Origin of the sequence: Agrobacterium sp. Azo12 (genome assembly GCF_029193765.2) — a bacterium.
Taxonomy (GTDB): Bacteria; Pseudomonadota; Alphaproteobacteria; order Rhizobiales; family Rhizobiaceae; genus Agrobacterium.
This window is the reverse complement of sequence record NZ_JARFYO020000001.1, coordinates 3,278,487-3,303,576: the sequence shown is the minus strand read 5'-3', so window position 1 is coordinate 3,303,576 and position 25,090 is coordinate 3,278,487. Positions and strand designations below refer to the sequence as shown.

Below are 25,090 nucleotides of genomic sequence, written 5' to 3'. Positions count from 1 at the left end.
GCTTATATCCGATCCGCTATCCGGTAAAAGGTTCAAAGGCGATGGGCAAAAAAGACAAGAGCGAAAAGAAGGTCAAGGACGGCAAGAAAAAGGACGAGGTGCTGAACCCTGAAGTTCTGGCGCAGTCCATTGCCCAGGCCGCCCGGTCCATGCGCACAGCGCTTAGCCACAGCCTTGCAACCAGCGGCCTCTATGCTGGCCAGGACGGCGTTGTGCTGGCGCTTGCCAATGAGGGCAGCATGACCCCTGGCCAGATTGCCCAGAAGCTGGGGGTAAAGGCTCCGACCATGACCCGCACAATCGGACGTATGGAGGCGCAGGGTTTTGTCGAGCGCAGTGAAGATGACGGTGATGGCCGCATGACCCGGGTCAAGTTGACCGATGCCGGTCTGCGTAGCGTCGAACACATCAATGCCTCGCTTTCGGTGTGCGCGGCACGTGCCATTGATGGGCTTTCCAACAAGGAAGTCAAAACTGTGGTCAAGTTGCTGCGGGTGATTGATGCCAATCTGCAGAGCAATGGCAGCGCAGAATAAGCCATCCTGATTTCTCTCCATTGCGGATTTCCCGGTTCATCAGATTTTCGTGATTAAACAGATTGCGAAATCTATTTAAATTCTTTAGATAATTTTAAATGGGGAATAGCGGGGCCTGATCAAGCCCGATGTGGAGGGGAGCCTTTGGCTCAAAAAATCAAACTTTCGACGATTGCGGAAAGTCTCGGATTATCAACGGCAACCATCTCTCTGGCACTGCGCGACAGCCCGCTGGTTGCCGCCGATACGCGCGAGAAAATCAAGGAACAGGCCCGCACGCTGGGTTATATTTATAACCGCCGTGCCGCCAGTCTCAGAACCTCCAGATCCGGCATTGTCGGCGTGGTTTTCCATGATGTGATGAACCCGTTTTACGGCGAAATTCTCAAGGCCATCGAGAGTGAACTCGACCGTAGTCGCCAGACTTTCATTCTGTCGAACCACTACGATTCCGTTGAAAAACAACGCAATTTCATCGAGACACTGCTGCAGTTGGGCAGTGATGGCATCATCATGTCGCCCGCCATTGGCACGCCGACCGAAGATCTGAAGCTGGCAGAAGAAAACGGCATGCCGGCCATTCTGGTTGCCCGCTCGATGGACGGCGTTGATATGCCGACCTATCGCGGTGACGACAGCTATGGCATCTCGCTGGCCACCAACCATCTGATCAGTCTTGGCCATCGTACCATCGCCATGGTCGGCGGTACTGACCAGACCTCGACCGGTCGTGACCGTTATCAGGGTTACGTCAATGCGCTGCGCAAGGCGAATATCGAAGTTGATCCGAACCTGCGTATTCCCGGCCCACGCTCCAAGCAGGGCGGCTTTGAGGCTGCGGTTCACTTCCTGTCCCTGCCACAAAAGCCGACAGCGGCGGTGTGCTGGAACGATCTGGTCGCAATCGGTCTGATGAACGGTATTTCACGCGCCGGTTTCGTGCCGGGTGTCGATATTTCTGTGACCGGATATGACGACCTTGAGGAAGCGGCAATTGCAACGCCAGCTTTGACCACCGTGTCCAACGGTCAGGCCGAGGTTGGGCGTATGGCAGCGCGTGCGCTGCTTGACCGCTTAGAAGGTAGTCATGAACCGGATGGTATCCATCTGATCAAGCCGGAAATGCGTATTCGCCAATCAACTGGCCCTGTCCGCTCGAGACAGTAACGGATATCGGCATCCTGGCCTTTCAAAGTCATACTATTCTGTTTTAAAGTCTTGAATTGTATGGTGGCAGACAAGGGCATGTCGGGAGCGATTTATCCCGTCATGCATTGCCTGCAACAGGCGATCAAGGGCTTCAAAGCCTTCATCGCGGGGCTGTTTGACGTATGGATAGACAAGCTGAGCTTGAAATGAATTTTACATTTGCATGGCTCATTTTGCCCTTCAGACTGAAAATTTCCTCGCAGAATGGATGAATTTAGTGGGTCCTGACCCTATGGAGGAAGTGCATGTCTGATACCAAAGCGACCGTTCTCGTTCCTGGCAAGATCAACCCTCGTGTTACCGAACGTCTGAAGGGCAATGTTGAAATCATTACCGTTCCGGCCGGTGGCGAGCTTGTTCTGCCGGAGGGCGTAGCTGAACGCGTACGTGGTATTGCCGTGTCCGGCGTTGTTTCTGCGGCTTGGATGAATGCCTTGCCGAAGCTTGAAATCATTGCCAATTTTGGCGTCGGTTATGATGGTGTGGATGCCAAACATGCGGCATCGCGTGGTGTTGTCGTGACCAATACACCGGATGTTTTGAACGATGAGGTGGCTGACACCACCATTGCGCTGCTGATCAATACGCTGCGCCGTCTGCCGCAGGCGGAGAACTATTTGCGTGAAGGCCGTTGGGCCAAGGAAGGCGCGTTTGGCCTTTCGCCGTTTTCGCTCAAGGGTCGTACGATCGGTATTTTGGGCCTCGGTCGTATCGGCCTGGAGATTGCCAAACGTTTGGAACCTTTCAAGGTCAATCTTGGCTACCACACCCGCACAAAGCGGGATGACGTGGCCTATACCTATTATGGTTCGCTGAAGGAAATGGCTGAAAAGGTCGATACCTTGATCAGTATCGTGCCTGGCACGGCTGCAACCCACAAGATTATCGATGCCGATGTCTTCAAGGCGTTGGGGCCGCAGGGCGTGTTCATCAATGTCGGCCGTGGTTCGAGCGTTGACGAGGATGCTCTGATCAAGGCGTTGCAGGACAAGGTGATCGGTGCTGCCGGACTTGATGTGTTCTACAATGAGCCGCAAGTGCCGGATGCGTTTCTGAGCCTCGACAACATTTCGATGTTGCCGCACGTGGCATCGGCGTCCATTCCGACGCGAAATGCGATGGCAGATCTGGTGGCCGACAATCTTCTTGGCTGGTTCAAGGACAAGACAGTCCTGACACCGGTGCCGGAAACTCCTGTCAAGGGTTAATGGGCGTACCGGCATGCTGAAATTTGATCTCTCCCTCGGCGGGCGAGATTGATGTGCTGGTATCAGGCCTTGCTGGCCTGATATTCCCTGATAGCCTTGCCGAAAGCTTCAAAAAGGGCACGAGACGGTGCGTCCGTCTCAGCCCAATATTCCGGGTGCCATTGCACACCGACGGCAAATCCCTTTGCATCGATAACCGACACGGCTTCAATCGTGCCGTCTTCTGCCGTTGCCTCCACCTGCAGACGCGGCGCTGTTTTGGCAATCGCCTGACGATGCAGGGAGTTGATCTGGATTTCGCCTGCGAGACCCAGATGCTGGGCAATGCAGGAACCCTCGCGGATGATCACTGGCTGGCGAATGGCATAAGCCTCGTGCCGATCAACATCGGTCGGTTTGCGATGATCCCACACGCCCGGCTGCTCCTGAATTTCACTGGCCAGCGTGCCGCCCAGTGCCACGTTCAGTTCCTGAATGCCACGGCAGATGGCAAACATCGGAATGCCGCGTTCCAGTGCACGACGGATCAATGGCAGGGTGGTGGCATCGCGGGCTGGATCGAAAGGTCCGTCGCTCTCCTTGGCTTCCATACCGTAGAGTGAGGGATGCACATTGGTGGCAGAGCCGGACACCAAGAGCCCATCGACACGATCAAGGATTTCATCGATATCATTGCCTTCGACAAGTGCCGGGATAATGAAGGACATGACGTCAGCGGCCTTGAGCGCTGCATTGATATATTGTGTCTGTGCCGCATGCCATGTTGTGCCGTCGAATTCCCTAATATCGGCTGGGATGGCAATGACTGGTCTTGGCATGATGTCTCCGGTTGAACTTGAAACTTTTCAAGCCTTGTAAAAATGCCTGTTCGTGATGGAAGTCAAGCGTCCGCAAAACCCACGAAGTGATTGCTGAATGCAGCTCATTCTTTAGTCTAAGACTATGTGCTGCAGGCGGGTTTTCGCCGGTTTTTGCCGTTAAATGCGGCTAACAGGCCGGTTCTGGCGTGACCGAAAATCGTGGCTGATCTTGCCAGCGCCAAAGTGCTCATGTTTACTTTCAACCAGGCGTAGCCGTGGGGAGAACGGTCAAGCTTTGTCGCGATTATCTGGGAGGATAATATGGATCGCCGCTCATTCTTGAAAAACAGTGCAGTGACAGGTGCGGGTGCAGGTGCCGCAGCTGTGTCGTTGGCCGCACCGGCAATTGCGCAGGAAAAGACCAAGATCACGTGGCGTCTGACGTCATCATTCCCCAAATCGCTGGATACGATTTTTGGTGGGGCGGAAGACATTGCCAAACATGTTGCTGCGGCAACTGATGGCAACTTCACGATCCAGACATTTGCCGCCGGTGAAATTGTGCCCGGCCTGCAAGCTGCTGATGCCGTGTCGTCAGGCACAGTGGAGATGGCGCATACCTGCTCCTATTATTACGTTGGCAAGGATCCGACCTTTGCGATTGGTTCGGCCATTCCATTCGGTCTTAATGCCCGCCTGACCAACGCCTGGTTCTATGAAGGCAATGGCAACACGCTGATGAACGAGTTCTATGCCAAGCATAAGATTTACGGCATCGTCGCGGGCAATACCGGTGCGCAGATGGGTGGCTGGTTCCGCAAGGAGATCAACACTGTTGATGACCTCAAGGGCGTCAAGATGCGTATTGCCGGTCTCGCCGGCAAGGTGGTGGAGAAACTTGGTGTCGTGCCGCAGCAGGTGGCTGGCGGCGACATCTATCCAGCACTTGAAAAAGGCACCATCGATGCGGCGGAGTGGATAGGACCTTATGACGACCACAAGCTTGGTTTCCAGAAGGTGGCGAAATATTATTATTATCCGGCCTTCTGGGAAGGCGGACTTGCCATTCACGCCTTTGTTAATCTCGACCAGTGGAACAATCTGCCAAAGCACTACCAAGCAGCACTGCAAGACGCCTGCGCTTATGCAAATACCCATATGATGGCAAAATACGACACCAAGAACCCAACGGCCATCAAGCAGTTGGTCGCGGAGGGCGCGGTGCTGCGGCCATTCAGCCAAGAAGTGTTAGAGGCTTGCTACAAGGCGTCGATGGAAGTTTACAGCGAGATTTCCGCTACCAATGCTGACTTCAAGAGAATCTATGAAGATCAGGCGGCGTTCAAGCGGGAAGGTTATCTCTGGATGCAGCTGTCCGAATATACCTTCGATACGTTCATGATGATCCAGCAACGCAGCGGCAAGCTGTAGGATCGTCGCGGACTTTTCTCGAGCACCACCAGTTCTAAGTAAAAACCCCGCCAGAGCGATCTGGCGGGGTTTTTGATTATTATTGGATCTTGGGTGGTTCGTTAAGATTTGGCATTCCCGGTAATCCACCACCCTGGCCGCCACCCGGTTGAGCTGGCGCACCATCCATTGGCGGCAGGCCGAAGTTCGGCATGGTGTTGCCACCCTGATTGCCGAAGGCGGGCACTTCGATCTTGATCGAATTCAGGTCGACTTCAGGTGCCTTGTCTAGCCAATAGGTGACGGATTCGGGCCAGAAGATCACGATGGCGACGAGGATCAGCTGCATGCCGAGCCACGGTATCGCCCCCATGTAAATATCTGACGTCTTGACCGATCTCGGCGCGATACTGCGAAGGTAAAACAGTGCAAACCCGAAGGGCGGGTGCATGAAGCTGGTCTGCATGTTGATGCAGATCAGGACGCCGAACCAGATCAGGTCGATGCCGAGCGACTGTGCAACCGGTGCCAGCATCGGAATAACGATAAAGGCAATCTCGAAGAAATCGAGGAAGAAGGCGAGGAAGAAGATGAAGATGTTGACGAAGATCAGGAAGCCGATCGGGCCGCCTGGAATGCCGGACAATAAGTGTTCGATCCACAACGAACCATCCATGCCCTGAAACACCAGGCTGAAGCAGGTCGCACCCACCAGAATGAACACCACCATGGAGGTGATGTGCATGGTGGAGTGCATGCCCTGCTTGACGAGATCCCAGGTCAGGCGGCGATGGCCTGCAGCCAGTGCCAGTGCACCGACAACACCAAGCGCACCGGCTTCGGTCGGTGTGGCAAGGCCGAGGAACAGCGTTCCCAGAACCAGGAAGATCAGCACGATGGATGGGATCATGCCGCCGAGCACCTTGAGGACGAGGGCGCGGTTCAACTCGCCACGCGCTTCCGGAGGCAGGGCTGGCACATCCTTCGGGCGAACGAGCGACAAGATGAAGATGAACAGCAGGAAGATACCGACCTGAAGGAAGGATGGTCCGATAGCACCCAGATACATGTCGCCAACCGACTTGCCGAGCTGATCAGCCAGAACGATCAGCACGAGCGATGGCGGGATAACCTGGGTGATGGTGCCGGAGGCGGCAATAACACCCGTGGCAAGGCGTGGGCTGTAGCCGTATTTCAGCATGATCGGCAGTGAAATGACACCCATGGTGATAACCGAGGCAGCAACCGTACCGGTTATGGCGCCGAGAATGGCACCCACGACGATAACCGCGTAGGCCAGACCGCCGGGAACGGCGCCGAACAGTTTTCCGGTGCCTTCCAGCAAATCCTCCGCCAGACCGCATCGTTCGAGAATTGCTCCCATGAAGGTGAAGAACGGAATAGCCAGCAGTAGATCGTTCGACACTATGCCAAAGATGCGCAGCGGCAGAGCCTGCAGAAACGCTGGTGAAAAATGCTCGGTGAAAATACCGATGACGCCAAACATCAGGCCGACGGTTGCGAGCGAAAAGGCCACAGGAAAACCGTACAGCATGAAAATGACCATGCTGACGAACATGAGTGGCGGCAGAATACCGTATTCGAACATGTTTTAAGTCCCCGTTCCCGACGCCGTTATTGAAGTGGTTTTTCGTATTTGGTGTCGAGAGCCACCAAACCGGCAAGAGCGCCGAAACGCTTGATCAGTTCCGACAGACCCTGAAGGAACAGCAGCGCAAAACCTGCAACGATAATGAGTTTGACCGGCCAGCGGATAAGACCACCGGCATTCGAGGACATTTCACCCTGTTGGAAGGACAGGGCAAACATCGGCCAGCTGAGCCACATCAGGTAGAAGCAGGCGGGAAGAAGGAAAAGCGTGATGCCGATAATATCGACCCAGATACGGGCACGCGATGAAATCGAACCGTAGATGATGTCGACACGGACGTGCTCGTTCATGCGCAGTGTATAGGACGCCCCGATCAACACGATGAACCCGAACATGTACCACTGGATTTCAAGCCAGCCGTTGGAGCTGTAGTTGAAGATGTAACGCACAAGGGCGTTGATGGCGCTGACGAGGCAGCATATCAGAACGAGGTAACCTGAAAGTTTGCCAAGAAACTCACTGATCGCATCGATCACCGTGCTCAGCTTCAATAGAGCTGTCATTATTCTCCCCCCTCTTGTCGTCTTTTCGTCCCTGATCCGACTCCAAGGCTATATTTATTGATTTTGCCACGCATCGTATCCTGCCCTTAAGGGCCAGCGAAAAAGCCATTCAAATTTCTGTATGTGTTGTATTGTTGAAATGCAACGGTCCGGGCATGCGTCAATAGTAGTGCTTTGTGCATTTATATCGATTTGATGCGGCATCTCGTCCATTGCGCAGTTTAGTTGCTTTGTGTTAGGTCTCGGCGTGGAGAGAGAGCCGTAAAGGTCACGTATTCCGGCGTTTTATTGCGTATCGCGCTTCAAAAAGCGTCTGTTCCTTTACGGATTTTTGGAAGGGAAATTACCATGAGCGAACATCATACCGGACCTGTCGAAGTCGGCGCGCCGATGAACTATGCAGAGCACGAAAAAACCTACAATCTTTTTCTAAGCGCGACCAAACTGGGTACCATTGCGCTTTGCGCATTGATGATCGCCATGGCCGCAGGGTTCTTCACCACTGCCGGCTTTTTCGGCGGATTTATTGTGTTCGTCGTTCTGCTTGTAGCGGGCACAATTATCCTGCGCTGATATTTCGTCAGCAATCTGATTGGTCGAAGCCATCCTGCTGGAGATCACCGTCTCCACCGGGCTGTATTGCCGTGAAATTTAATGGATGGAACATGCCGGGCGCATCTCCGGATTTTCCAGTGATCTAAGGAGAGTCTGCGTTGAGCAGTGTGGTATTTGTGGCGAAGGAAACCTCGCCGGACGAACCGCGTGTTGCCGCTTCGGCGGAAACCGTCAAAAAGATGATCGGCCTCGGACTTGAGGTTGTTGTCGAAGCCGGGGCAGGTCTGCTGTCACGTATTCCCGATGCGGACTACGAAAAAGCCGGAGCGAAAATCGGCAAGGCAACCGACGCCAAAACCGCCGATGTCATTTTGAAAGTTCGTCGCCCGGTGGACAAGGAAATCAAGTCCATAAAGCAGGGCGCTATCGTCATTGCCATCATGGACCCCTACGGCAACGAAGAAGCGTTGGCTGCTCTGGCGAAAGCTGGCGCCACGACATTCGCCATGGAACTGATGCCGCGTATCACCCGTGCCCAGTCGATGGACGTTCTGTCGTCGCAGGCCAACCTGGCCGGTTATCAGGCGGTTATTGATGCGGCTGGTGAATACGACCGCGCCATGCCGATGATGATGACCGCTGCCGGTACCGTGCCAGCCGCCAAGGTGTTCGTGATGGGTGCCGGTGTTGCCGGTCTTCAGGCCATCGCGACGGCACGCCGTCTGGGTGCTGTGGTTTCGGCAACCGACGTGCGCCCTGCCGCTAAGGAGCAGGTTGCGTCTCTTGGTGCCAAGTTCATCGCCGTTGAAGACGACGAGTTCAAGGCCGCCGAGACCGCTGGCGGTTACGCCAAGCAGATGTCGGCTGAATATCAGGCTAAGCAGGCCGCTCTGGTTGCCGAACATATTGCCAAGCAGGATATCGTCATCACGACAGCACTTATTCCGGGCCGTCCAGCACCGAAGCTTGTTTCGCGCGCGATGCTGGCCTCCATGCGTTCCGGTTCGATTGCCGTTGATCTTGCTGTCGAGCGTGGCGGCAACGTGGAAGGCGTCGAGGCCGGAAAGGTTGCGTATGTCGAGGGCGTCAAGGTCATCGGTTACAGCAACGTCGCGGGCCGAGTGGCTGCATCGGCGTCGCTGCTTTACGCAAAGAACCTGCTGACATTCCTGGAGACGATGATCTCCAAGGAAACCAAGCAACTTGCCCTGAACACGGAAGATGAACTGGTCAAAGCAACCATGCTGACGCATGGCGGCGCCGTCGTTCACCCGAATTTCGGTGGCGTCAAGAATGAAGGAGCCGCATGATGGCGAATGAAGTTTTGAACAAGGCTCTCGATGGGCTGGATCAGGCTGTCGAAGCGGTCAAGGCTGCAGCGGCGCAAACGCCTGATGTTGTTGACGCTGTCGGTTTGGCAGCACACGGTGTATCAGGCGGCGCAATCGATCCCTTCGTATTCCGTCTGGCTATTTTCGTGCTGTCGATCTTTGTCGGTTATTACGTCGTGTGGTCGGTAACGCCTGCACTGCACACACCGCTTATGGCTGTCACCAACGCGATCTCTTCTGTGATCGTAGTCGGTGCATTGCTTGCCGTTGGCATTTCCACCTCCGGTCTTGCGACCGGTTTTGGTTTCGTGGCGCTGGTCCTCGTATCGGTCAACATTTTTGGTGGCTTCCTCGTCACCAGCCGCATGCTCGCCATGTACAAGAAAAAAGATAAGTGAGGGCTGCCTGAATGTCCCAAAATTTTGCCGCCTTCCTCTATCTCGTTTCCGGCGTGATGTTCATCATGGCACTGCGCGGCCTTTCGCATCCTGCCACCAGCCGCAAGGGTAACCTGTACGGCATGGTCGGTATGGCAATCGCCATCGGCACGACGCTGCTTCTGGCAACGCCGTCCTTCGGCGGTCTGGTGCTGATCATTCTCGGTCTTGCCATTGGTGGTGGTGCCGGTGCCTATATTGCCCGCACAATCCCGATGACTTCGATGCCGCAGCTGGTCGCTGGTTTTCACTCGCTGGTTGGTCTTGCTGCTGTGCTGGTGGCTGCTGCTGCCATCTACACACCGTCATCCTTTGGCATTGGCGAACTTGGTTCGATCCATGCGCAGGCACTGATTGAAATGTCGCTTGGCGTGGCAATTGGTGCGATTACCTTTACCGGCTCGATCATTGCCTATCTGAAACTTGATGGCCGCATGTCGGGCAAGCCGATCATGCTGCCGATGCGCCATGTCATCAACGCATCGATCTTCGCTGCCATTGTCGTGCTGATCGGCATTCTGGTTGCTACCGAAAGCCACTTTGTCTTCTGGTTGATCGTTGCCCTGTCGCTGGTCTTCGGTATTCTGCTGATCATCCCGATCGGTGGCGCGGACATGCCTGTGGTCGTGTCGATGCTGAACTCCTATTCGGGCTGGGCTGCCGCCGGTATCGGCTTTACGCTCGGCAATCTGGCGCTGATCATCACCGGTGCACTGGTTGGTTCTTCGGGTGCGATCCTGTCCTACATCATGTGTAAGGGTATGAACCGCTCGTTCATCTCGGTTATTCTGGGTGGCTTCGGCGGTGAAGCAGCTGCTGCCACCGCTGACGATGGCGTTCAACGCACCGTCAAGCAGGGTTCTGCCGACGATGCTGCTTACCTGATGGCCAATGCCTCCAAGGTTATCATCGTACCGGGTTACGGCATGGCGGTTGCACAGGCACAACATGCGCTGCGTGAAATGGCCGATACGCTGAAAAAGAACGGCGTAGAGGTGAAATACGCAATTCACCCTGTTGCCGGTCGTATGCCTGGCCACATGAACGTGCTGCTGGCCGAGGCCAATGTGCCCTATGATGAAGTGTTCGAGCTGGAAGACATCAACTCCGAATTCGCACAGGCCGACGTGGCCTATGTGATTGGCGCGAACGATGTGACCAACCCGGCTGCGCGTGACGACAAGACCTCGCCGATTTACGGTATGCCGATCCTTGATGTCGACAAGGCAAAGACCTGCCTTTTCGTGAAGCGTTCTCTTGGTTCCGGTTATGCCGGTATCGACAACACACTGTTCTACAAGGACGGCACGATGATGTTGCTTGGCGACGCCAAGAAGGTGACGGAAGAAATCGTCAAGGCCATGAACCACTAATCATCGGCTTAGGATTTGTTTTGAAGGGCGCGTGCAGAGATGCACGCGCCCTTTGTTTTGTGTTGCGTCGTGCAAAGTTAGCGACGGTATGGAATGCAAAAAGCCGGAAGGTTTCCCTTCCGGCTTTCGATCATGATTATGTCAGGCTCGAGCTTTATGCGCCACCGCGAGTACGGGCAACGCCGTCAAGTGCCGGCTTGTATTTGGGATCAAGACGCGCTGCGTGCGAATAGGACTTTGCCGCCTTTGCCGTCTCATTGCGACGCTCATAGACCAAAGCCTGGTTTGCCCAGGATTCAGCAATCTTGTCGTCCAGCGCAATGGCCGTGTTGAAGTCAGCAAATGCGTTTTCATCGTCGTTGAGGGCGATGTAGGAAATACCGCGACCGTTATAGGGCTCTGGTGAGCTTGGCGACAGCGAGATGGCCTTCGAGAAATCTTCGATCGCCTGCGCATGCTGGTTGCGGAGCTGGTAGATCAGACCACGGTTATGCCAGGCGCGACCATCCGTGGTCTCAAGCTGGATCGCCCGGCTGAAATCGTTGAAAGCCTCATTGGTGCGGCCGGTCTGGCGGTAAAGGTTACCTCTGCCGATATAGGCCACGTCATAAGATGCGTTGATCTGCAGGGCGGCGTTGTAATCGGCAAGTGCCTGCGCCTGCTGCCCCATGTTGCGGTTGACCAGCGCGCGGTTGGCGTAAGCCTGGTAAAAGCGTGGGTTCAACTGGATGGCGCGGTCGAAGTCGGCCAGCGCACGGCGAAAATCACCAGCGCGGCCGTAAGCGGAGCCACGCACATTGTAGCCTTCCGGATCCTGCGGGTTCGAACTGATAACCGATGACAGGGAGGCGATGTTTTCACTGGAGCCCTGAGCACGATCCAGACGAATGGCGTCAGATGGCTGAGTGGTTGTGGCGCAACCGGAGAGGCCGGCAACAAGCAAACAGGCCATGATCGGGAACAGTGCCGATGTCTTGTGCTTATCAACCACGTTGCGCCGCAGAGTGTTGGAACGAGCGGTTGCACAATTCATGTCGGCGATCATCTGGTGTCTTTTCCCTTAAAGGCCTGGCACTCAACTATGCTTGAGGCCGTAAACTGAAAAAGCGGCGGCGAAAATTCGCCCCCGCCCAACAAGCATTCAAAAACGTCGAAAAGACGACCGCTTAGCGAGCCGCACGGGCGCCAGCAACCAGGCCTTCGCGCTGTGCACGCTTGCGTGCGAGCTTGCGAACGCGGCTAATTGCTTCAGCCTTTTCGCGAACACGCTTCTCGGATGGCTTCTCGAAATGGTCGCGCATCTTCATTTCGCGGAAGACGCCTTCGCGCTGCAATTTCTTCTTCAGAACGCGTAGCGCCTGATCGACATTATTGTCGCGGACTAGTACCTGCACGTGTATCCCGTTCCTTTGTTTGGTTCTTAGAGCCGAAGACGAATGGCATCCTCAGGCAAACAAAATATCGTTCGTTGGCCAGACGGCCACGCGATTGGTGTGGTGCAATATCAGATGATCTGCAGAAAGTCTAGCCGTTAACCTTGACGGCGCGTCAAAAAGCCCGGCTGCGCCGACATCGGGCAAATCAACAGCGCTGCCTTAATACAACGAATATGTTGCTTCATGTCAAAACATCGTGTGTCATGCGTCGCAAAGTGGACGATACGGCATGTCGCGATTTGTCATGTGTATGGTGCGTTAAAAACTCTACCGGTCCTTCCAAGGGAGTCTGAAATCACATGCGGAAATATTCGGTTTTTGCCGTGGCCAGAGAAGCATTACGCGGTCACAAGGGCTGGGACGCCCAATGGGTGTCGCCCGAACCTCGCAGTGAATACGACGTCATTATCATCGGCGGTGGCGGGCATGGTCTTGGGGCAGCTTATTATCTGGCCAAGGAGCATGGCATCACCAATGTTGCCGTTCTGGAAAAAGGCTGGCTGGGTGGGGGTAACAGTGGACGTAACACCACCATCATCCGCTCCAACTATCTCTACGAAGAGAGCATGGACATTTTCGAGCATTCCCTGAAACTGTGGGAAGGGTTGAGCCAGGAATTGAACTACAACGTCATGTATTCGCCACGCGGCGTGATGATGTTGTCGCATAACATCCATGACATGCAGTCGTTCAAACGCCACATCAATGCGAACCGTCTTTATGGCATCGATAATGAGTGGCTGACACCGGAACAGGCCAAGGCCTATTGCCCGCCGCTCGATATCTCCGGCACAGCCCGTTATGCGATCAATGGTGCCGCCTTGCAGCGCCGTGGCGGTACGGCCCGTCATGACGCGGTCAACTGGGGTTATGCGCGTGCTGCCTCCGACCGGGGTGTCCATATCATTCAGAATTGCGAAGTAACCGCCATCCGGCGCGGGCCTGACGGCGCGGTGACCGGGGTTGAGACGAACCGTGGATTTATCGGCGCGAAAAAGATTGGCGTATCGGCGGCCGGGCATTCCTCTGTCGTCATGTCGATGGCGGATGTGCGGGTGCCGCTGGAAAGCCAGCCGCTACAGGCGCTGGTGTCCGAACCGCTCAAGCCCATCATTCCATGCGTGATCATGTCCAATACGGTGCATGCCTATATTTCCCAATCCGATAAGGGAGAGTTGGTAATCGGTGCTGGAACGGACCAGTATACATCCTATTCGCAGACCGGTGGATTGCAGATCATCACCCACACGCTGGATGCGATTTGTGAGCTTTTCCCGGTTCTGCGTCGCGTCAAGATGATGCGCCAGTGGGGTGGCATTACGGACAACACACCCGATCGTTCCGCCATCCAGAGCGTGACGCCGGTGCCAAACCTCTTTGTCAATTGCGGCTGGGGTACCGGCGGCTTTAAGGCGACGCCGGGTTCAGCGCATCTGTTTGCGCATCTGATTGCACGGGGTGAGCCGCACCGGCTGGCCGCCGGGTTGACGCTCGACCGTTTCCGCACCGGCCGACTGATCGATGAAGCTGCCGCTGCGGCTGTTGCGCACTAAGGCTTGAGGACTAAACCATGCTGATTATTCGTTGCCCTTATTGCGAAGATGACCGTTCCGAACTGGAGTTTCGCTGGGCGGGTGAGGCGCATATTGCGCGCCCTGAAAACATTGCCGAGATTTCCGATGAGGCTTTTTCGGAGTTCTTTTTCATGCGTGACAATACCAAGGGGCTGATTTTTGAGCGCTGGCGCCACATTCATGGCTGCGGGCGTTTTTTCAATGCAGCCCGGCACACGGTCAGTGACAGAATTTACCTGACTTACAAGGCAGGTGAACCGAAGCCTGATGCCGATGCCATTCTTGAAACTGCCAATGATAAAGGAGCGTCGAAATGAGCGGCGCATATCGTATTGCCGGAGTGGGGCGTCTAACGCCTGCACGCACTGCCCGATTTACCTTTGACGGGAAGATTTACACGGCGCTTGAAGGTGACACGGTGGCCGCAGCATTGCTGGCCAATGGTGTTCACCTGATTGGTCGTTCTTTCAAATATCATCGGCCACGCGGTTTTCTTTCGGCAGGTCCGGAAGAGCCCAATGCCTTGATTGATGTGTCGCGTGACGCTGGCCGTCGCCAGCCAAACGTGCGCGCCACGGTGCAGGAAGTATTCGACGGTGCCATCATCCGTTCGCAAAATCGCTTCCCAACCCTGTCTTTTGATGTTGGAGCGATAAACGATCTGTTTTCACCGTTTTTTGCCGCCGGTTTTTACTACAAGACCTTCATGTGGCCAAAGAGCTTCTGGCACAAGATTTACGAGCCGGTCATTCGCCGGGCTGCCGGTCTTGGCGTGGTGCCAGAGGAGGCGGATGCCGATCACTACGCAACCCGCTACGCGCATTGTGATGTGCTGGTGGCTGGCGGTGGTGCAGCGGGTCTGACGGCGGCACTTGCCGCTGCCCGCACCGGTGCCAATGTGATCCTTGCGGATGAGCAACCGGAGGCCGGTGGCGCACTGCATTTCGACAAGGGTGCGATTATCGATGGCATGGAAGGATATGACTGGGCGCAAGCGACCATCGCCAAGTTGAGAGCCATGCCGAACGTGCGGATCTTGCCGCGCACCACCGTGTTTGGATATTACAATCACAACTTCCTTGGGCTTGCGGAACGGTTGAGCGATCATTTGGTGTTGCCGGAAAAGGCGCAGCCGCGTGAGCGTCTGTGGCAGGTTCGCGCCAAGCAGGTTGTTCTGGCGACAGGCTCCATCGAACGTCATATGGTGTTTGCCAATAATGACCGACCCGGCATCATGCTGGCATCGGCAGGGCGCACCTATCTCAACCATTATGGTGTGGCGGTCGGTCACAAGGTGGGCGTCTATACCGCCCATGATTCTGCCTATGAAACGGCCTTTGATCTGAAAAAGGCTGGCGTCGAGATTGCCGCTATTGTCGACTGCCGCGATAACCCGGCTGAAAGCCTGTTGGCTGAGGCCCGTTCGCTCGGCATCACAGTCTTGACTGGTCATAGTGTTTTCAACACATCGGGACGTCTGCGGGTGTCGTCGATAACGGTCGGTCGCAACGGCGGTGCGTCCAAGCGCAAGATTTCGGTTGATGCTCTGCTGGTTTCGGCGGGCTGGACGCCTTCAGTACATCTGTTCTCACAATCACGCGGCAAGCTGCGGTTCGATGCGCAGAATGATCGTTTCCTGCCTGATGTCCACGTGCAGGACTGCATTTCCGTTGGCACCTGCAATGGCACGGATGATCTGGAAGCACTGATTGCCGAGGCACTTGCGGCCGGTGAAAATGCCGCAAAAGCGGCCGGTGCCGCCGAGGATGCCGATGTCTACTTCACCGGCAGCAACTCGCGCAACTGGACCGGTGGCATGATCGGGGCGGCGGAAGGTGCAGGGGAAGATAGCGGCGTCAAAGCATTTATCGACTTCCAGCACGATGTCTGCGCCAAGGATATTCGCCTTGCGGTGCGTGAAGGCATGCACTCCATCGAACATATCAAGCGCTTCACGACGAACGGCATGGCTTCTGATCAGGGCAAGCTCTCCAACATGCATGGTCTTGCCATTGCTGCGGAAGCACTGGGTCGCGACCTGCCGAAAGTGGGACTGACCACCTTCCGTGCGCCCTATACGCCGGTGACCTTCGGCACGCTGGTCAACCACTCGCGTGGCCATCTGTTTGATCCGACGCGCAAGACACCGATGCATGCGCTTGAAGAGGCTGCCGGTGCGGTGTTTGAAGATGTCGGTAACTGGAAACGTGCGTGGTTTTTCCCGCGAGCCGGTGAAAACATGCATGAAGCGGTCAACCGCGAATGCAAGACCGCCCGTGACAAGGTCGGCGTGTTTGATGCTTCAACCCTTGGCAAGATCGAGGTTGTTGGGCCGGATGCCGCAAAGTTCCTCAATCTGATGTACACCAATGCCTGGGACACGCTGAAACCGGGCAAATGCCGTTACGGCATTATGACCCGCGAAGATGGCTTTGTGTATGATGATGGTGTTGTCGGGCGCATTGCGGAAGACCGTTTCCATGTGACGACGACAACAGGTGGCGCGCCACGCGTGTTGCACCATATGGAAGATTATCTGCAAACTGAATTTCCGCATTTGAATGTCTGGCTGACATCGACCACCGAACAATGGGCGGTCATTGCCGTGCAGGGACCAAAGGCGCGGGAAGTGATTGAGCCGTTTGTTGAGGGCATTGATATTTCCAACGAAGCCTTTCCGCATATGAGTGTTGCGGAAGGCAAGTTCTGCGGGGTGCCAACCCGGTTGTTCCGTGTGTCGTTTACCGGCGAACTTGGTTTCGAAATCAATGTTCCCGCTGACTTCGGACCGGCGGTCTGGCAGGCCGTTCGCAAACGGGCAGAAGCGGTGGGTGGTTGCCTGTACGGTACGGAAACCATGCATATTCTGCGTGCCGAAAAGGGGTACATCATCGTCGGTCAGGATACTGACGGCACAGTGACACCTGACGATGCGGGTCTGTCCTGGGCTGTTTCCAAAAAGAAGACGGACTTTGTCGGTATTCGCGGGTTGAAACGACCAGATCTCGTACGGTCCGGACGCAAGCAATTGGTTGGGCTCTTGAGCAAGGAACCGACCATCGTACCGGAAGAGGGCGGGCAGATTGTTGCCGATCCCAACCAGCCCAAACCGATGACCATGCTCGGTCATGTCACCTCTGCCTACTGGTCGGAAAATCTCGGTCGTTCCATCGCGTTCGGCCTGGTGGTGGATGGCCATAAGCGGGTGGGCGAGACGCTTTATATCCCTCTGGTAGACAGAACGATTGCCGTTGAAGTCACCGATATGGTGTTCTTTGACAAGGAAGGAGGCCGCATCCATGGCTGATACGATTGAAGCAACAAGAACACAGCCGAATGCCAGCTTCCGGCGTGTTCAGGGAAGCATTTCCATCGAACAGGCGGCATTTGCATCACGCATCTCGCTGCGTGCCAAGGAAGATGCGGTTGGTCCTCTGTCCACGGCACTTGGTCTTGTGCTGCCAACCAGACCCAAAACATCCAGCGTGTCAGGACTGCGTTCAGCATTGTGGCTCGGGCCGGATGAGTGGCTGGTGATCGACCAATCAGGCGGAGATCTGATGGCGGTTTGTGCCACTGTCGATGCAATACATTCGTCTGCCGATATTTCTCACCGCAACACGGCCTTTATTGTGTCAGGTGAGGATGCGGCCGATGTGCTGAATGCAGGCTGCCCGCAGGACCTGTCGCTTGCGGCCTTCCCGGTGGGTGCGGTTTCGCGCACGCTGTTTGGCAAGGCCGAAGTGGTTATCTTGCGTGTGACCGAGGATACGTTCCGGCTGGAATGCTGGCGCTCATTTGCGGAATATGTCGGCGGGTTACTGGGTGAGGCGGTATCCGAAGTCATATTCTGAGAGTTGACATGTAAAGCGCGACGGGCTGTTCCGGTCAAATACCGGGCCAGCCAAACCATTCTTCCGAGCGGCCATTCTGCCGAGGGAACATGAAAATCGGCGTGGCCGATTTCATTTTTTCAATCTTCGGTCGGTCTGTCTTTGGGATCAAACTGAACGATGGTTGTCCATCGCGCGGTCAAGGCAGGTTTCTTTTCATTTTCGATTTCTACCGACACATCGTAGCTGGTCATCATCATGGCCGCGCCGCGCAGGCGTGCTTCAACCAGGGTGAAATGTCCACGGATACGAGCACCGCTTTTAACCGGGCTGACAAAGCGAATATTTTCAAAGCCATAGTTGATACCCATGGTCTGTTCGCGGATTTTTGGCAGCGCGCTGTAATTGATGGCAGATAGTAGCGACAGTGTCAGGAAACCATGTGCAATGGTGCCGCCAAACGGGCTTTCAGCCTTGGCTCGTTCCGGGTCGGTATGAATGAACTGTTCGTCCAGAGTGGCCTTGGCAAAGGCGTCAATCATCGGCTGATCAACGAGGATCCAGTCCGATACACCGATCTCGCTGCCTACCAGGTCTTTTACGTCTTTTAATGAAATTTCGCGGGTCATAAGATTTTACCAGAAATGGTGAGGTGAAGCACTGCAATGCCTCAGTCTATGTTTGTTGCCTATCTCCCAACAGCGGTATGCAATTTCGGGAGGCGTGCTGCTACATCATAAATGTTCACTTGGTGTGGCAATAACAAGATTTGTCATGGCTGATGATAGAAACCGACGCTGCGGGCAGGCACGGTAGCGCCACCCTCCTCGGCATCACCGCCAACAGACTTCCAACCGCTGCCGGGAAGGATAAAGTTCTGAGGTTCATATCTGCGGTTGAACAGCACGGCGAGACGCGTCGATTTGCCGGTTTTCAGATCTTTGGTTTTTAACAGCATGGAAAAGGGTGTGCCATCGGATCTTTCCCAGTCTGCGATGCTCATAGCCACGCCTTCAGGGTTCAACCATTCAACATCCTGATCGCGTCCGGTGAAAAAATCCGTCGAGGAAAAGACAGCGAAGCGTTTGCGCACAGAAGACAGGAACGCGGTGTGGGCAACCAGTTCGCTGTTCAGGCCTCTCCAGTCGAGCCAGGTAAGCTCATTGTCCTGCGCATAGGCATTATTATTGCCCTGCTGCGAGCGTCCACCTTCGTCACCTGCCGTCAGCATGATTGTCCCATGAGTGACAAACAGTGTGGACAACATGGCTTTTACGTCAGCGGCACGTCTTGCAAGTATCTCCGGATCGTCGGTACTGCCTTCTGCACCATTGTTCCACGAATGGTTTTCATTATGGCCGTCACGGTTTTCTTCGCCGTTTCGCTCATTGTGCTTGCCGGCATAGGAGACGATGTCCATCAGGGTGAAACCATCATGGGCGGCGAGAAAATTGACGCTGCGGGTTTCCGTTCCGCTGTGGCGTGAAAAAATGCCCGACGAGCCGGCCAGCGCATCGGCCAATGCACCTGTTGTCCACTGATCGCCACGCCAGTAACGACGCAGATCGTCCCGGGCCCGGTCATTCCATTCCAGATAGGCATCCGGGAAATTGCCAAGTTGATATCCATCCGGTCCGATGTCCCAGGGTTCGGCAATCAGGATGCGATCTTTCAGCAGAGGGTCGTTGTGAATGGCAGCCAGTGTCGGTGATTGCCGTTCAAAACCGGTTGCCGAGCGACCCAGCACCGGCGCCAGATCAAAGCGGAAACCATCTATGCCCACATGCTGAACGAAATGGCGCAGGCTATCGACAATAAGCCGACGCACCGGCTCCCTGTCGCAGGCAACGGTGTTGCCGGTGCCGGTATCATTGACCAGCACGCCGGGATTGTCTGCTGCGTGGCGATAATAATTGAGATTGTCGAGCCCGCGCAGTGACAGCGTTGTTCCGTGACGATCACTTTCGCCGGTGTGGTTGAACACCAGATCGAGGATGACGCCGATATCCTGTGTATGGAGTGCGGCGACGGTGTCGCGCAGTTCGTTCACACCACCGGGCGCAAGCCGTGGATCGAGCGCCATGAAGGCAACGGGGTTGTAACCCCAGCCATTGGTCAGGCCGAGAGGCGGCAGATGGCGTTCATCAATCCAAGCGGTTATCGGCATCAGCTCGATGGCATCAACGCCGATATGTTTGAGGTGGGCCACCACCGACGGATGGGCGAGGGCTGCAATCGTACCCCGCTGATGTTCAGGCACGTCAGGATGCAGCATGGTGAAAGGTTTGACGGCAATTTCATAAATGAAACCGCCCTTATTGAAGCGCGGTTTGTCCAGTGTGACGGGCTTGTGCCGTGTCACAACCGATTTTGGTGTGACGAAGGCTGTTTCCAGACCAAAGGTGAACATGCTTGGATGATTGGAAAAGGGACGATCAAGCACGGTCGCGTAAGGATCGACCAGCAGTTTTGTTGGATCGAACCACAGGCCGTGATCGGGTGCATAAACACCGTGTGCCCTGTAGCCATACCGTGCGCCGGGTTTTACGCCGTCTACAAACAGGCGGTGAACATCGTCATCGCCGCGTTCCATCGCCAAGCGGGCGATTTCCTTGTTTCCGGTCTCGTCAAACAGGCACAGTTCAAGTTTGGATGCATATTGCGAGCGGACGGCGAATTCCACGCTATCCTGGAAAAGCTGAGTTCCTCCATGCAAGGCACTGCCGGTGTTGGTGAAAGCGGTGTCATCTGCCATTGGAAGATATTTCCCGAGCTTTTCCTGCATGGTTTTGACAGGAAGGTTTCGACCAGCGCGCATGGCTGTGGCACCGCACATCTTACTGTGCGGTGCCTGCTGTTATCAGGTGATAACGGTTGGCTCGGAACGGCCGGTATGGGACTTGATTCCGGCAATGGTATCTGCCACGGAAATCAGGTCGGCCAGAGCTTCCTGCGTGTCAATGGCGTGACGGGCCGGATCAGCCTCGTAACGTTCGACATAAAGGCGCAGCGTTGCACCCGCTGTACCGGTGCCGGACAGGCGCAGCACGATGCGTGAGCCGCCTTCAAACAGAATACGGATGCCCTGATTTTTGCTGACGGAGTGATCGATCGGATCGTGATAGGCAAAATCATCGGCTGAGGCGACCTTGAGGTTGCCGTAGGATGTGCCCGGAAGTGTGGCCAGCTTTTCGCGCAGTGTCGTTACCAGCGTGTTGGCGGCGGTAGCATCGACCTCTTCATAGTCGTGACGCGAATAGTAGTTGCGACCATATTCGGCCCAGTGTTTCGTCACGATGTCTTTGACGCTTTCCTTGCGGACGGCAACGATGTTGAGCCAGAACAGCACGGCCCAGAGGCCGTCTTTCTCACGTACGTGGTTGGAGCCGGTTCCGAAGCTTTCCTCACCGCATACCGTCACCTTGCCAGCATCCAGCAGGTTGCCGAAGAATTTCCAGCCGGTCGGGGTTTCGTACATGCCAAGGCCCAGTTTTTCGGCAACACGGTCTGCTGCGGCGCTGGTTGGCATGGAGCGGGCAATACCGGAAATGCCGCCAGCGTAACCGGGTGCCAGTTTGGCATTGGCGGCAATGATGGCGAGGCTGTCGGATGGTGTCACGAACATGCCCTTGCCGACCACCATATTGCGGTCGCCATCGCCGTCCGACGCAGCGCCGAAATCGGGACCTTCTGCGCTCATTACGTCGTCGTAAAGTTCTTTGGCGTGCACGAGGTTCGGGTCAGGATGGTGACCACCAAAGTCAGGCAGAGGAACAGCGTTGCGCACCGAACCCTTTGGTGCACCAAGGCGTTTTTCGAGGATTTCGACCGCATAAGGGCCGGTGACGGCACTCATGCTGTCGATGATCACGCCGAAACCGCCAGCAATCAATGTCTTGATCGCGCCAAAATCAAACAGGCTTTCCATCAGTTCGGCATAATCGGCAACGGGGTCAATGACCTCGACGGTCATGCCGCCAGCATCGACCGAGCCGATGACATCCAGATCTATGTCGGCGATATCGGCGATCTTGTAGCTGTCGATAACCTTGGTGCGAGCGAAGATCGCATCGGTAATTTTTTCCGGTGCAGGGCCGCCATTGTCGACATTGTACTTGATGCCAAAATCTTCATCCGGGCCGCCGGGATTGTGGCTTGCAGATAGTACGATGCCACCGAAGGCGCCGTATTTGCGAATGATGTTAGAAGCGGCCGGCGTGGAGAGAATACCACCCTTGCCGACCAGAACCTTGCCGAAACCGGCAGCTGCAGCCATTTTGATGGCCTTCTGGATGACCTCGCGGTTGTAATAACGGCCATCGCCGCCAATCACCAGTGTCTTGCCATTGAAGTTTTCAAGTGAGTCAAAAATGGATTGAATAAAGTTTTCTGCGTAATTTGGTTGCGCGAAGACTTTCACCTTCTTGCGCAGTCCGGACGTGCCGGGTTTCTGATCCTGAAATGGCGTCGTTGCGACGGTCTTGATCATTGTTCAATTGCCTTTCGAAGCAAGACGGGAATAAAGGTTGGCATAAAGGCCTGCACTTTTTTCCCACGATACGTCTGATTTCATGCCCTGTTTCTGGATTTGCGTCCATAGTTTCGGTTCACTGTAGAAGCGCAATGTCTTGCGCAATGCCTGGCGGAGACCGTTGGCCGACACGGGCGAGAACTGAATGCCGGTCGCTGCCTTGGCGGCAAGGGCTGCCGGGTTAGCATCGATAACCGTGTCATTCAGGCCACCCGTACGGGCGACAACGGGCACGCAACCGTAACGAAGGGCATAAAGCTGGGTCAGGCCACAAGGCTCAAAACGGGAAGGGATGATAATGCTGTCGCAACCTGCCTGCATGAGATGTGAAAGTGGTTCATTGTAGCCTATAGCGACGCCTAGGCGGCCATTGTGGCGGGAAGATGCCGCAAGCAGCGCACCTTCCAGTGCGATATCGCCAGCACCCAGCACCACCAGCCGTGCACCCATATCAACGATTTCATCGGCGACTTCGGCCATCAGGTCGATGCCTTTTTGCCAGGTCAGACGGGAAATGATGCACAATAGTGGCGTGTCGTCTTCATCGATGCGAAAGTGCGACGCGACGGCGGCTTTGTTGGCGCTGCGCGCCTTGATGTTTGCCTGGCTGAAATTGTCCGCGATCAAAGTATCGGTGGCCGGGTTCCACACCTGCGTGTCGATACCGTTGACGATACCGAACAGGGCATCGGCGCGACTGGCAATTACCCCTTCAAGGCCCATGCCAAATTCTGGTGTGAGGATTTCCTCGGCATAGGATGGGCTGACAGTGCTCAGCGCAGTCGCGGTTTGCAGACCACCTTTCAGGAAACTGACGGAACCGTAATATTCGACAGCCTCCATGAAGGCATGGGCTGGCAGACCCAACTGACTGAAAATAGTGGCGTCGAACTGGCCCTGGAAGGCGATATTATGGATGGTCAGCAGGCTTGGAATTTCCGGTGCCTCACCATATCGCATATAGACCGGTGCCATGGCACCTTGCCAATCATGGGCGTGCAGAATGTCCGGTTGCCAGCCGGGCATTTTTCCGGTGGCGATTTGTGCCGCCGCCAGCGACAGTGCGGCGAAACGTTTCCAGTTATCCTGATAGTCCTTGCCGGTCGCATCAAGATACGGCCCGCCCGAGCGCGCAAACAGGCTGGGTGCGTCCAGCACCAGCAGGTCCAGACCCTCATGCGTAACTTCGAGAATGTTGCCGGTTTCACCCAGCAGATTATCGTAGGTCGCAATCTTGCGAGCATCCTTGATGGCCGACATGACCGGCGGATAGCCCGGAATAAGGGTCTTGGTTTCCACCCCCAGCGACTTGATCGCAAGGGGCAGGGCGCCTGCAACATCCGCAAGGCCGCCGGTTTTGATGAGCGGGTAGACTTCGGATGAAACCGAAAGAACTTTCATAGGTGTTACACGTCCAGCTTGTCGATCATGGATTGGGTGATGAGGCATATGCCGTTCTCGGAACGACGGAAGCGTTTTGCATCCATTTCCGGGTCTTCGCCAACGATCAGACCCTCTGGAATGGTCACGCCATGGTCAATGACCACATTGGTCAAACGCGCATGGCGGCCAATGGTAACCTTCGGGAGAATGATCGCACCTTCAAGACGCGAGTAGGAGTTGGCGCGAACACCTGTGAACAGCAAGCTGCGGTAAAGCGACGAACCGGAGATGATACAATCGCCTGAGACCAGCGAGGAAATGGCCGACCCACGACGACCTTCGTCGTCATGCACAAATTTGGCTGGCGGGTTAATCTCCGCATAGGTCCAGATCGGCCATGATTTGTCGTAGATATCCAGTTCCGGCAGAATATCGGTCAGGTCGATATTGGCCTGCCAGTAGGCATCGATTGTGCCAACATCGCGCCAGTAAGGAGCACGTTCAAAATCGGAACGGACACAGGATTGCGCAAAACGATGCGCCACGGCCTTACCGTTTTCCACAATATAGGGAATGATATCCTTACCGAAATCGCGGCTGGAATTGGGATCGTCGGCATCGCGACGCAGGCATTCCATCAGGAATTTCGTATGGAAGACGTAAATGCCCATCGAGGCCAGCGCGAAATCCTCGTTGCCGGGAATTCCAGGCGGATCGGCCGGTTTTTCGATGAATGCGCTGATTTCGTCCTTGTCATTGACATGCATGACACCGAAGCCGGTTGCTTCCATGCGCGGCACTTCCATGCAGCCAATGGTGACATCCGCGCCTGAATCGACGTGCTGTTGCAGCATCAATTCATAATCCATCTTGTAAATGTGATCGCCAGCCAGAATGACCATGTATTCAGGTGCATAGGGCTCGATGATGTCGATGTTCTGGAAAACGGCATCGGCGGTGCCCTCGTACCACTGCGTTTCTGACACGCGCTGGCTGGCCGGCAGAATATCAAAACTTTCGTTTCGTTCCGGGCGCAGAAAGTCCCAGCCGCGTTGCAGGTGGCGAATAAGCGAATGGGCCTTGTATTGTGTGGCCACACCAATGCGACGAATACCTGAGTTCAAGGCATTGGACAGTGCAAAATCAATAATGCGGGCTTTGCCGCCAAAATAAACCGCAGGCTTGGCGCGTCGGTCGGTGAGTTCCTTCAAACGGCTTCCACGCCCACCGGCAAGCACATAGGCCATAGCATCGCGTGCCAGAGGCTGTATTCTTTTTTCGCTCATGTTCGTCCTCCCT

At 55.4% G+C, this 25,090-nt stretch carries 22 protein-coding genes; 12 read left to right on the top strand and 10 right to left on the bottom strand.

Annotation, left to right across the window (positions count from 1 at the left end; all coding sequences use genetic code 11):
- Positions 1-41: 41 nt before the first annotated feature.
- The 3 genes from PYL13_RS15705 to PYL13_RS15695 all read left to right on the top strand — a co-directional run bounded on the left by PYL13_RS15705 (position 42) and on the right by PYL13_RS15695 (position 2,953).
- The gene (locus tag PYL13_RS15705; RefSeq protein WP_250982250.1) at positions 42-536 is read left to right on the top strand and encodes a MarR family winged helix-turn-helix transcriptional regulator; all 495 of its coding nucleotides are present in this window, start codon (positions 42-44) and stop codon (positions 534-536) included.
- A gap of 144 nt (positions 537-680) precedes the next feature.
- A complete protein-coding gene (locus PYL13_RS15700) occupies positions 681-1,703 on the top strand; it encodes a LacI family DNA-binding transcriptional regulator (protein ID WP_275641933.1) in 1,023 nt (340 codons plus the stop codon).
- A 287-nt stretch (positions 1,704-1,990) separates the two neighbouring features.
- Positions 1,991-2,953, top strand: coding sequence for a 2-hydroxyacid dehydrogenase (locus PYL13_RS15695; RefSeq protein ID WP_275641932.1), 963 nt, complete (start codon positions 1,991-1,993; stop codon positions 2,951-2,953).
- 62 nt (positions 2,954-3,015) lie between these two features.
- Here PYL13_RS15695 and PYL13_RS15690 read toward each other — a convergent pair whose 3' ends face one another.
- Complete coding sequence (locus PYL13_RS15690; RefSeq protein ID WP_275641931.1) at positions 3,016-3,771, bottom strand: gamma-glutamyl-gamma-aminobutyrate hydrolase family protein; 756 nt, start codon at positions 3,769-3,771, stop codon at positions 3,016-3,018.
- A gap of 303 nt (positions 3,772-4,074) precedes the next feature.
- Here PYL13_RS15690 and PYL13_RS15685 point away from each other — a divergent pair, with 303 nt between their 5' ends.
- Positions 4,075-5,184 (top strand): TRAP transporter substrate-binding protein, encoded by a 1,110-nt coding sequence (locus PYL13_RS15685; protein ID WP_275641930.1) that lies wholly within the window; start codon positions 4,075-4,077, stop codon positions 5,182-5,184.
- 79 nt (positions 5,185-5,263) lie between these two features.
- Here PYL13_RS15685 and PYL13_RS15680 read toward each other — a convergent pair whose 3' ends face one another.
- A complete protein-coding gene (locus PYL13_RS15680) occupies positions 5,264-6,772 on the bottom strand; it encodes a TRAP transporter large permease (protein ID WP_275641929.1) in 1,509 nt (502 codons plus the stop codon).
- Positions 6,773-6,798: 26 nt separating this feature from the next.
- Positions 6,799-7,338 (bottom strand): TRAP transporter small permease subunit, encoded by a 540-nt coding sequence (locus PYL13_RS15675; protein ID WP_259142657.1) that lies wholly within the window; start codon positions 7,336-7,338, stop codon positions 6,799-6,801.
- Positions 7,339-7,686: 348 nt separating this feature from the next.
- Here PYL13_RS15675 and PYL13_RS15670 point away from each other — a divergent pair, with 348 nt between their 5' ends.
- From PYL13_RS15670 to PYL13_RS15655, 4 genes are all read left to right on the top strand, one after another.
- Positions 7,687-7,911, top strand: a complete 225-nt coding sequence (locus PYL13_RS15670) for an aa3-type cytochrome c oxidase subunit IV (protein ID WP_192488060.1) — start codon at positions 7,687-7,689, stop codon at positions 7,909-7,911.
- A 140-nt stretch (positions 7,912-8,051) separates the two neighbouring features.
- A complete protein-coding gene (locus tag PYL13_RS15665) occupies positions 8,052-9,203 on the top strand; it encodes a Re/Si-specific NAD(P)(+) transhydrogenase subunit alpha (protein ID WP_250982247.1) in 1,152 nt (383 codons plus the stop codon).
- Positions 9,203-9,622, top strand: a complete 420-nt coding sequence (locus PYL13_RS15660) for a proton-translocating transhydrogenase family protein (protein ID WP_192488062.1) — start codon at positions 9,203-9,205, stop codon at positions 9,620-9,622. The genes PYL13_RS15665 and PYL13_RS15660 overlap by 1 nt, the downstream gene beginning before the upstream one ends.
- Positions 9,623-9,633: 11 nt before the next feature.
- On the top strand, positions 9,634-11,034 hold the full coding sequence (locus PYL13_RS15655) for an NAD(P)(+) transhydrogenase (Re/Si-specific) subunit beta (protein WP_275641928.1): 1,401 nt from the start codon (positions 9,634-9,636) through the stop codon (positions 11,032-11,034).
- Positions 11,035-11,188: 154 nt separating this feature from the next.
- On the opposite strand, the gene PYL13_RS15650 is transcribed toward PYL13_RS15655, so the two are convergent.
- Together PYL13_RS15650 and rpsU are read right to left on the bottom strand one after the other, a co-directional pair.
- Positions 11,189-12,067 carry a tetratricopeptide repeat protein gene (locus PYL13_RS15650; RefSeq protein WP_371815298.1) on the bottom strand — a complete coding sequence of 293 codons (879 nt, stop codon included), beginning with the start codon at positions 12,065-12,067 and terminating at the stop codon, positions 11,189-11,191.
- Between the two features lie 133 nt (positions 12,068-12,200).
- The gene (gene rpsU / locus PYL13_RS15645; RefSeq protein ID WP_192488065.1) at positions 12,201-12,428 is read right to left on the bottom strand and encodes a 30S ribosomal protein S21; all 228 of its coding nucleotides are present in this window, start codon (positions 12,426-12,428) and stop codon (positions 12,201-12,203) included.
- A gap of 341 nt (positions 12,429-12,769) precedes the next feature.
- Here rpsU and PYL13_RS15640 point away from each other — a divergent pair, with 341 nt between their 5' ends.
- From PYL13_RS15640 to PYL13_RS15625, 4 genes are read left to right on the top strand one after another with little or no spacing between them, the layout of a single operon-like run.
- Positions 12,770-14,023, top strand: a complete 1,254-nt coding sequence (locus tag PYL13_RS15640; RefSeq protein ID WP_250982246.1) for a sarcosine oxidase subunit beta family protein — start codon at positions 12,770-12,772, stop codon at positions 14,021-14,023.
- Between the two features lie 17 nt (positions 14,024-14,040).
- Positions 14,041-14,361 (top strand): sarcosine oxidase subunit delta, encoded by a 321-nt coding sequence (locus tag PYL13_RS15635; protein WP_275641927.1) that lies wholly within the window; start codon positions 14,041-14,043, stop codon positions 14,359-14,361.
- Positions 14,358-17,351 carry a sarcosine oxidase subunit alpha gene (locus PYL13_RS15630; RefSeq protein ID WP_275641926.1) on the top strand — a complete coding sequence of 998 codons (2,994 nt, stop codon included), beginning with the start codon at positions 14,358-14,360 and terminating at the stop codon, positions 17,349-17,351. Before PYL13_RS15635 ends, PYL13_RS15630 begins: the two co-directional genes overlap by 4 nt.
- Positions 17,344-17,898 carry a sarcosine oxidase subunit gamma gene (locus PYL13_RS15625; RefSeq protein WP_275641925.1) on the top strand — a complete coding sequence of 185 codons (555 nt, stop codon included), beginning with the start codon at positions 17,344-17,346 and terminating at the stop codon, positions 17,896-17,898. Before PYL13_RS15630 ends, PYL13_RS15625 begins: the two co-directional genes overlap by 8 nt.
- 119 nt (positions 17,899-18,017) lie before the next feature.
- On the opposite strand, the gene PYL13_RS15620 is transcribed toward PYL13_RS15625, so the two are convergent.
- From PYL13_RS15620 to glgC, 5 genes are all read right to left on the bottom strand, one after another.
- Positions 18,018-18,506 carry a MaoC family dehydratase gene (locus tag PYL13_RS15620; protein ID WP_192488070.1) on the bottom strand — a complete coding sequence of 163 codons (489 nt, stop codon included), beginning with the start codon at positions 18,504-18,506 and terminating at the stop codon, positions 18,018-18,020.
- Positions 18,507-18,649: 143 nt separating this feature from the next.
- Entirely contained in the window at positions 18,650-20,632 is a 1,983-nt protein-coding gene (glgX, locus tag PYL13_RS15615; RefSeq protein ID WP_275641924.1) for a glycogen debranching protein GlgX, read from the bottom strand.
- Between the two features lie 105 nt (positions 20,633-20,737).
- The gene (locus PYL13_RS15610) at positions 20,738-22,366 is read right to left on the bottom strand and encodes an alpha-D-glucose phosphate-specific phosphoglucomutase (protein WP_275641923.1); all 1,629 of its coding nucleotides are present in this window, start codon (positions 22,364-22,366) and stop codon (positions 20,738-20,740) included.
- Positions 22,367-22,369: 3 nt separating this feature from the next.
- Positions 22,370-23,809: a glycogen synthase GlgA gene (gene glgA, locus PYL13_RS15605; RefSeq protein ID WP_275641922.1), complete on the bottom strand. Its 1,440-nt coding sequence runs from the start codon at positions 23,807-23,809 to the stop codon at positions 22,370-22,372.
- A 5-nt stretch (positions 23,810-23,814) separates the two neighbouring features.
- Positions 23,815-25,077 carry a glucose-1-phosphate adenylyltransferase gene (gene glgC / locus PYL13_RS15600; RefSeq protein WP_259142766.1) on the bottom strand — a complete coding sequence of 421 codons (1,263 nt, stop codon included), beginning with the start codon at positions 25,075-25,077 and terminating at the stop codon, positions 23,815-23,817.
- Positions 25,078-25,090 lie beyond the last annotated feature (13 nt).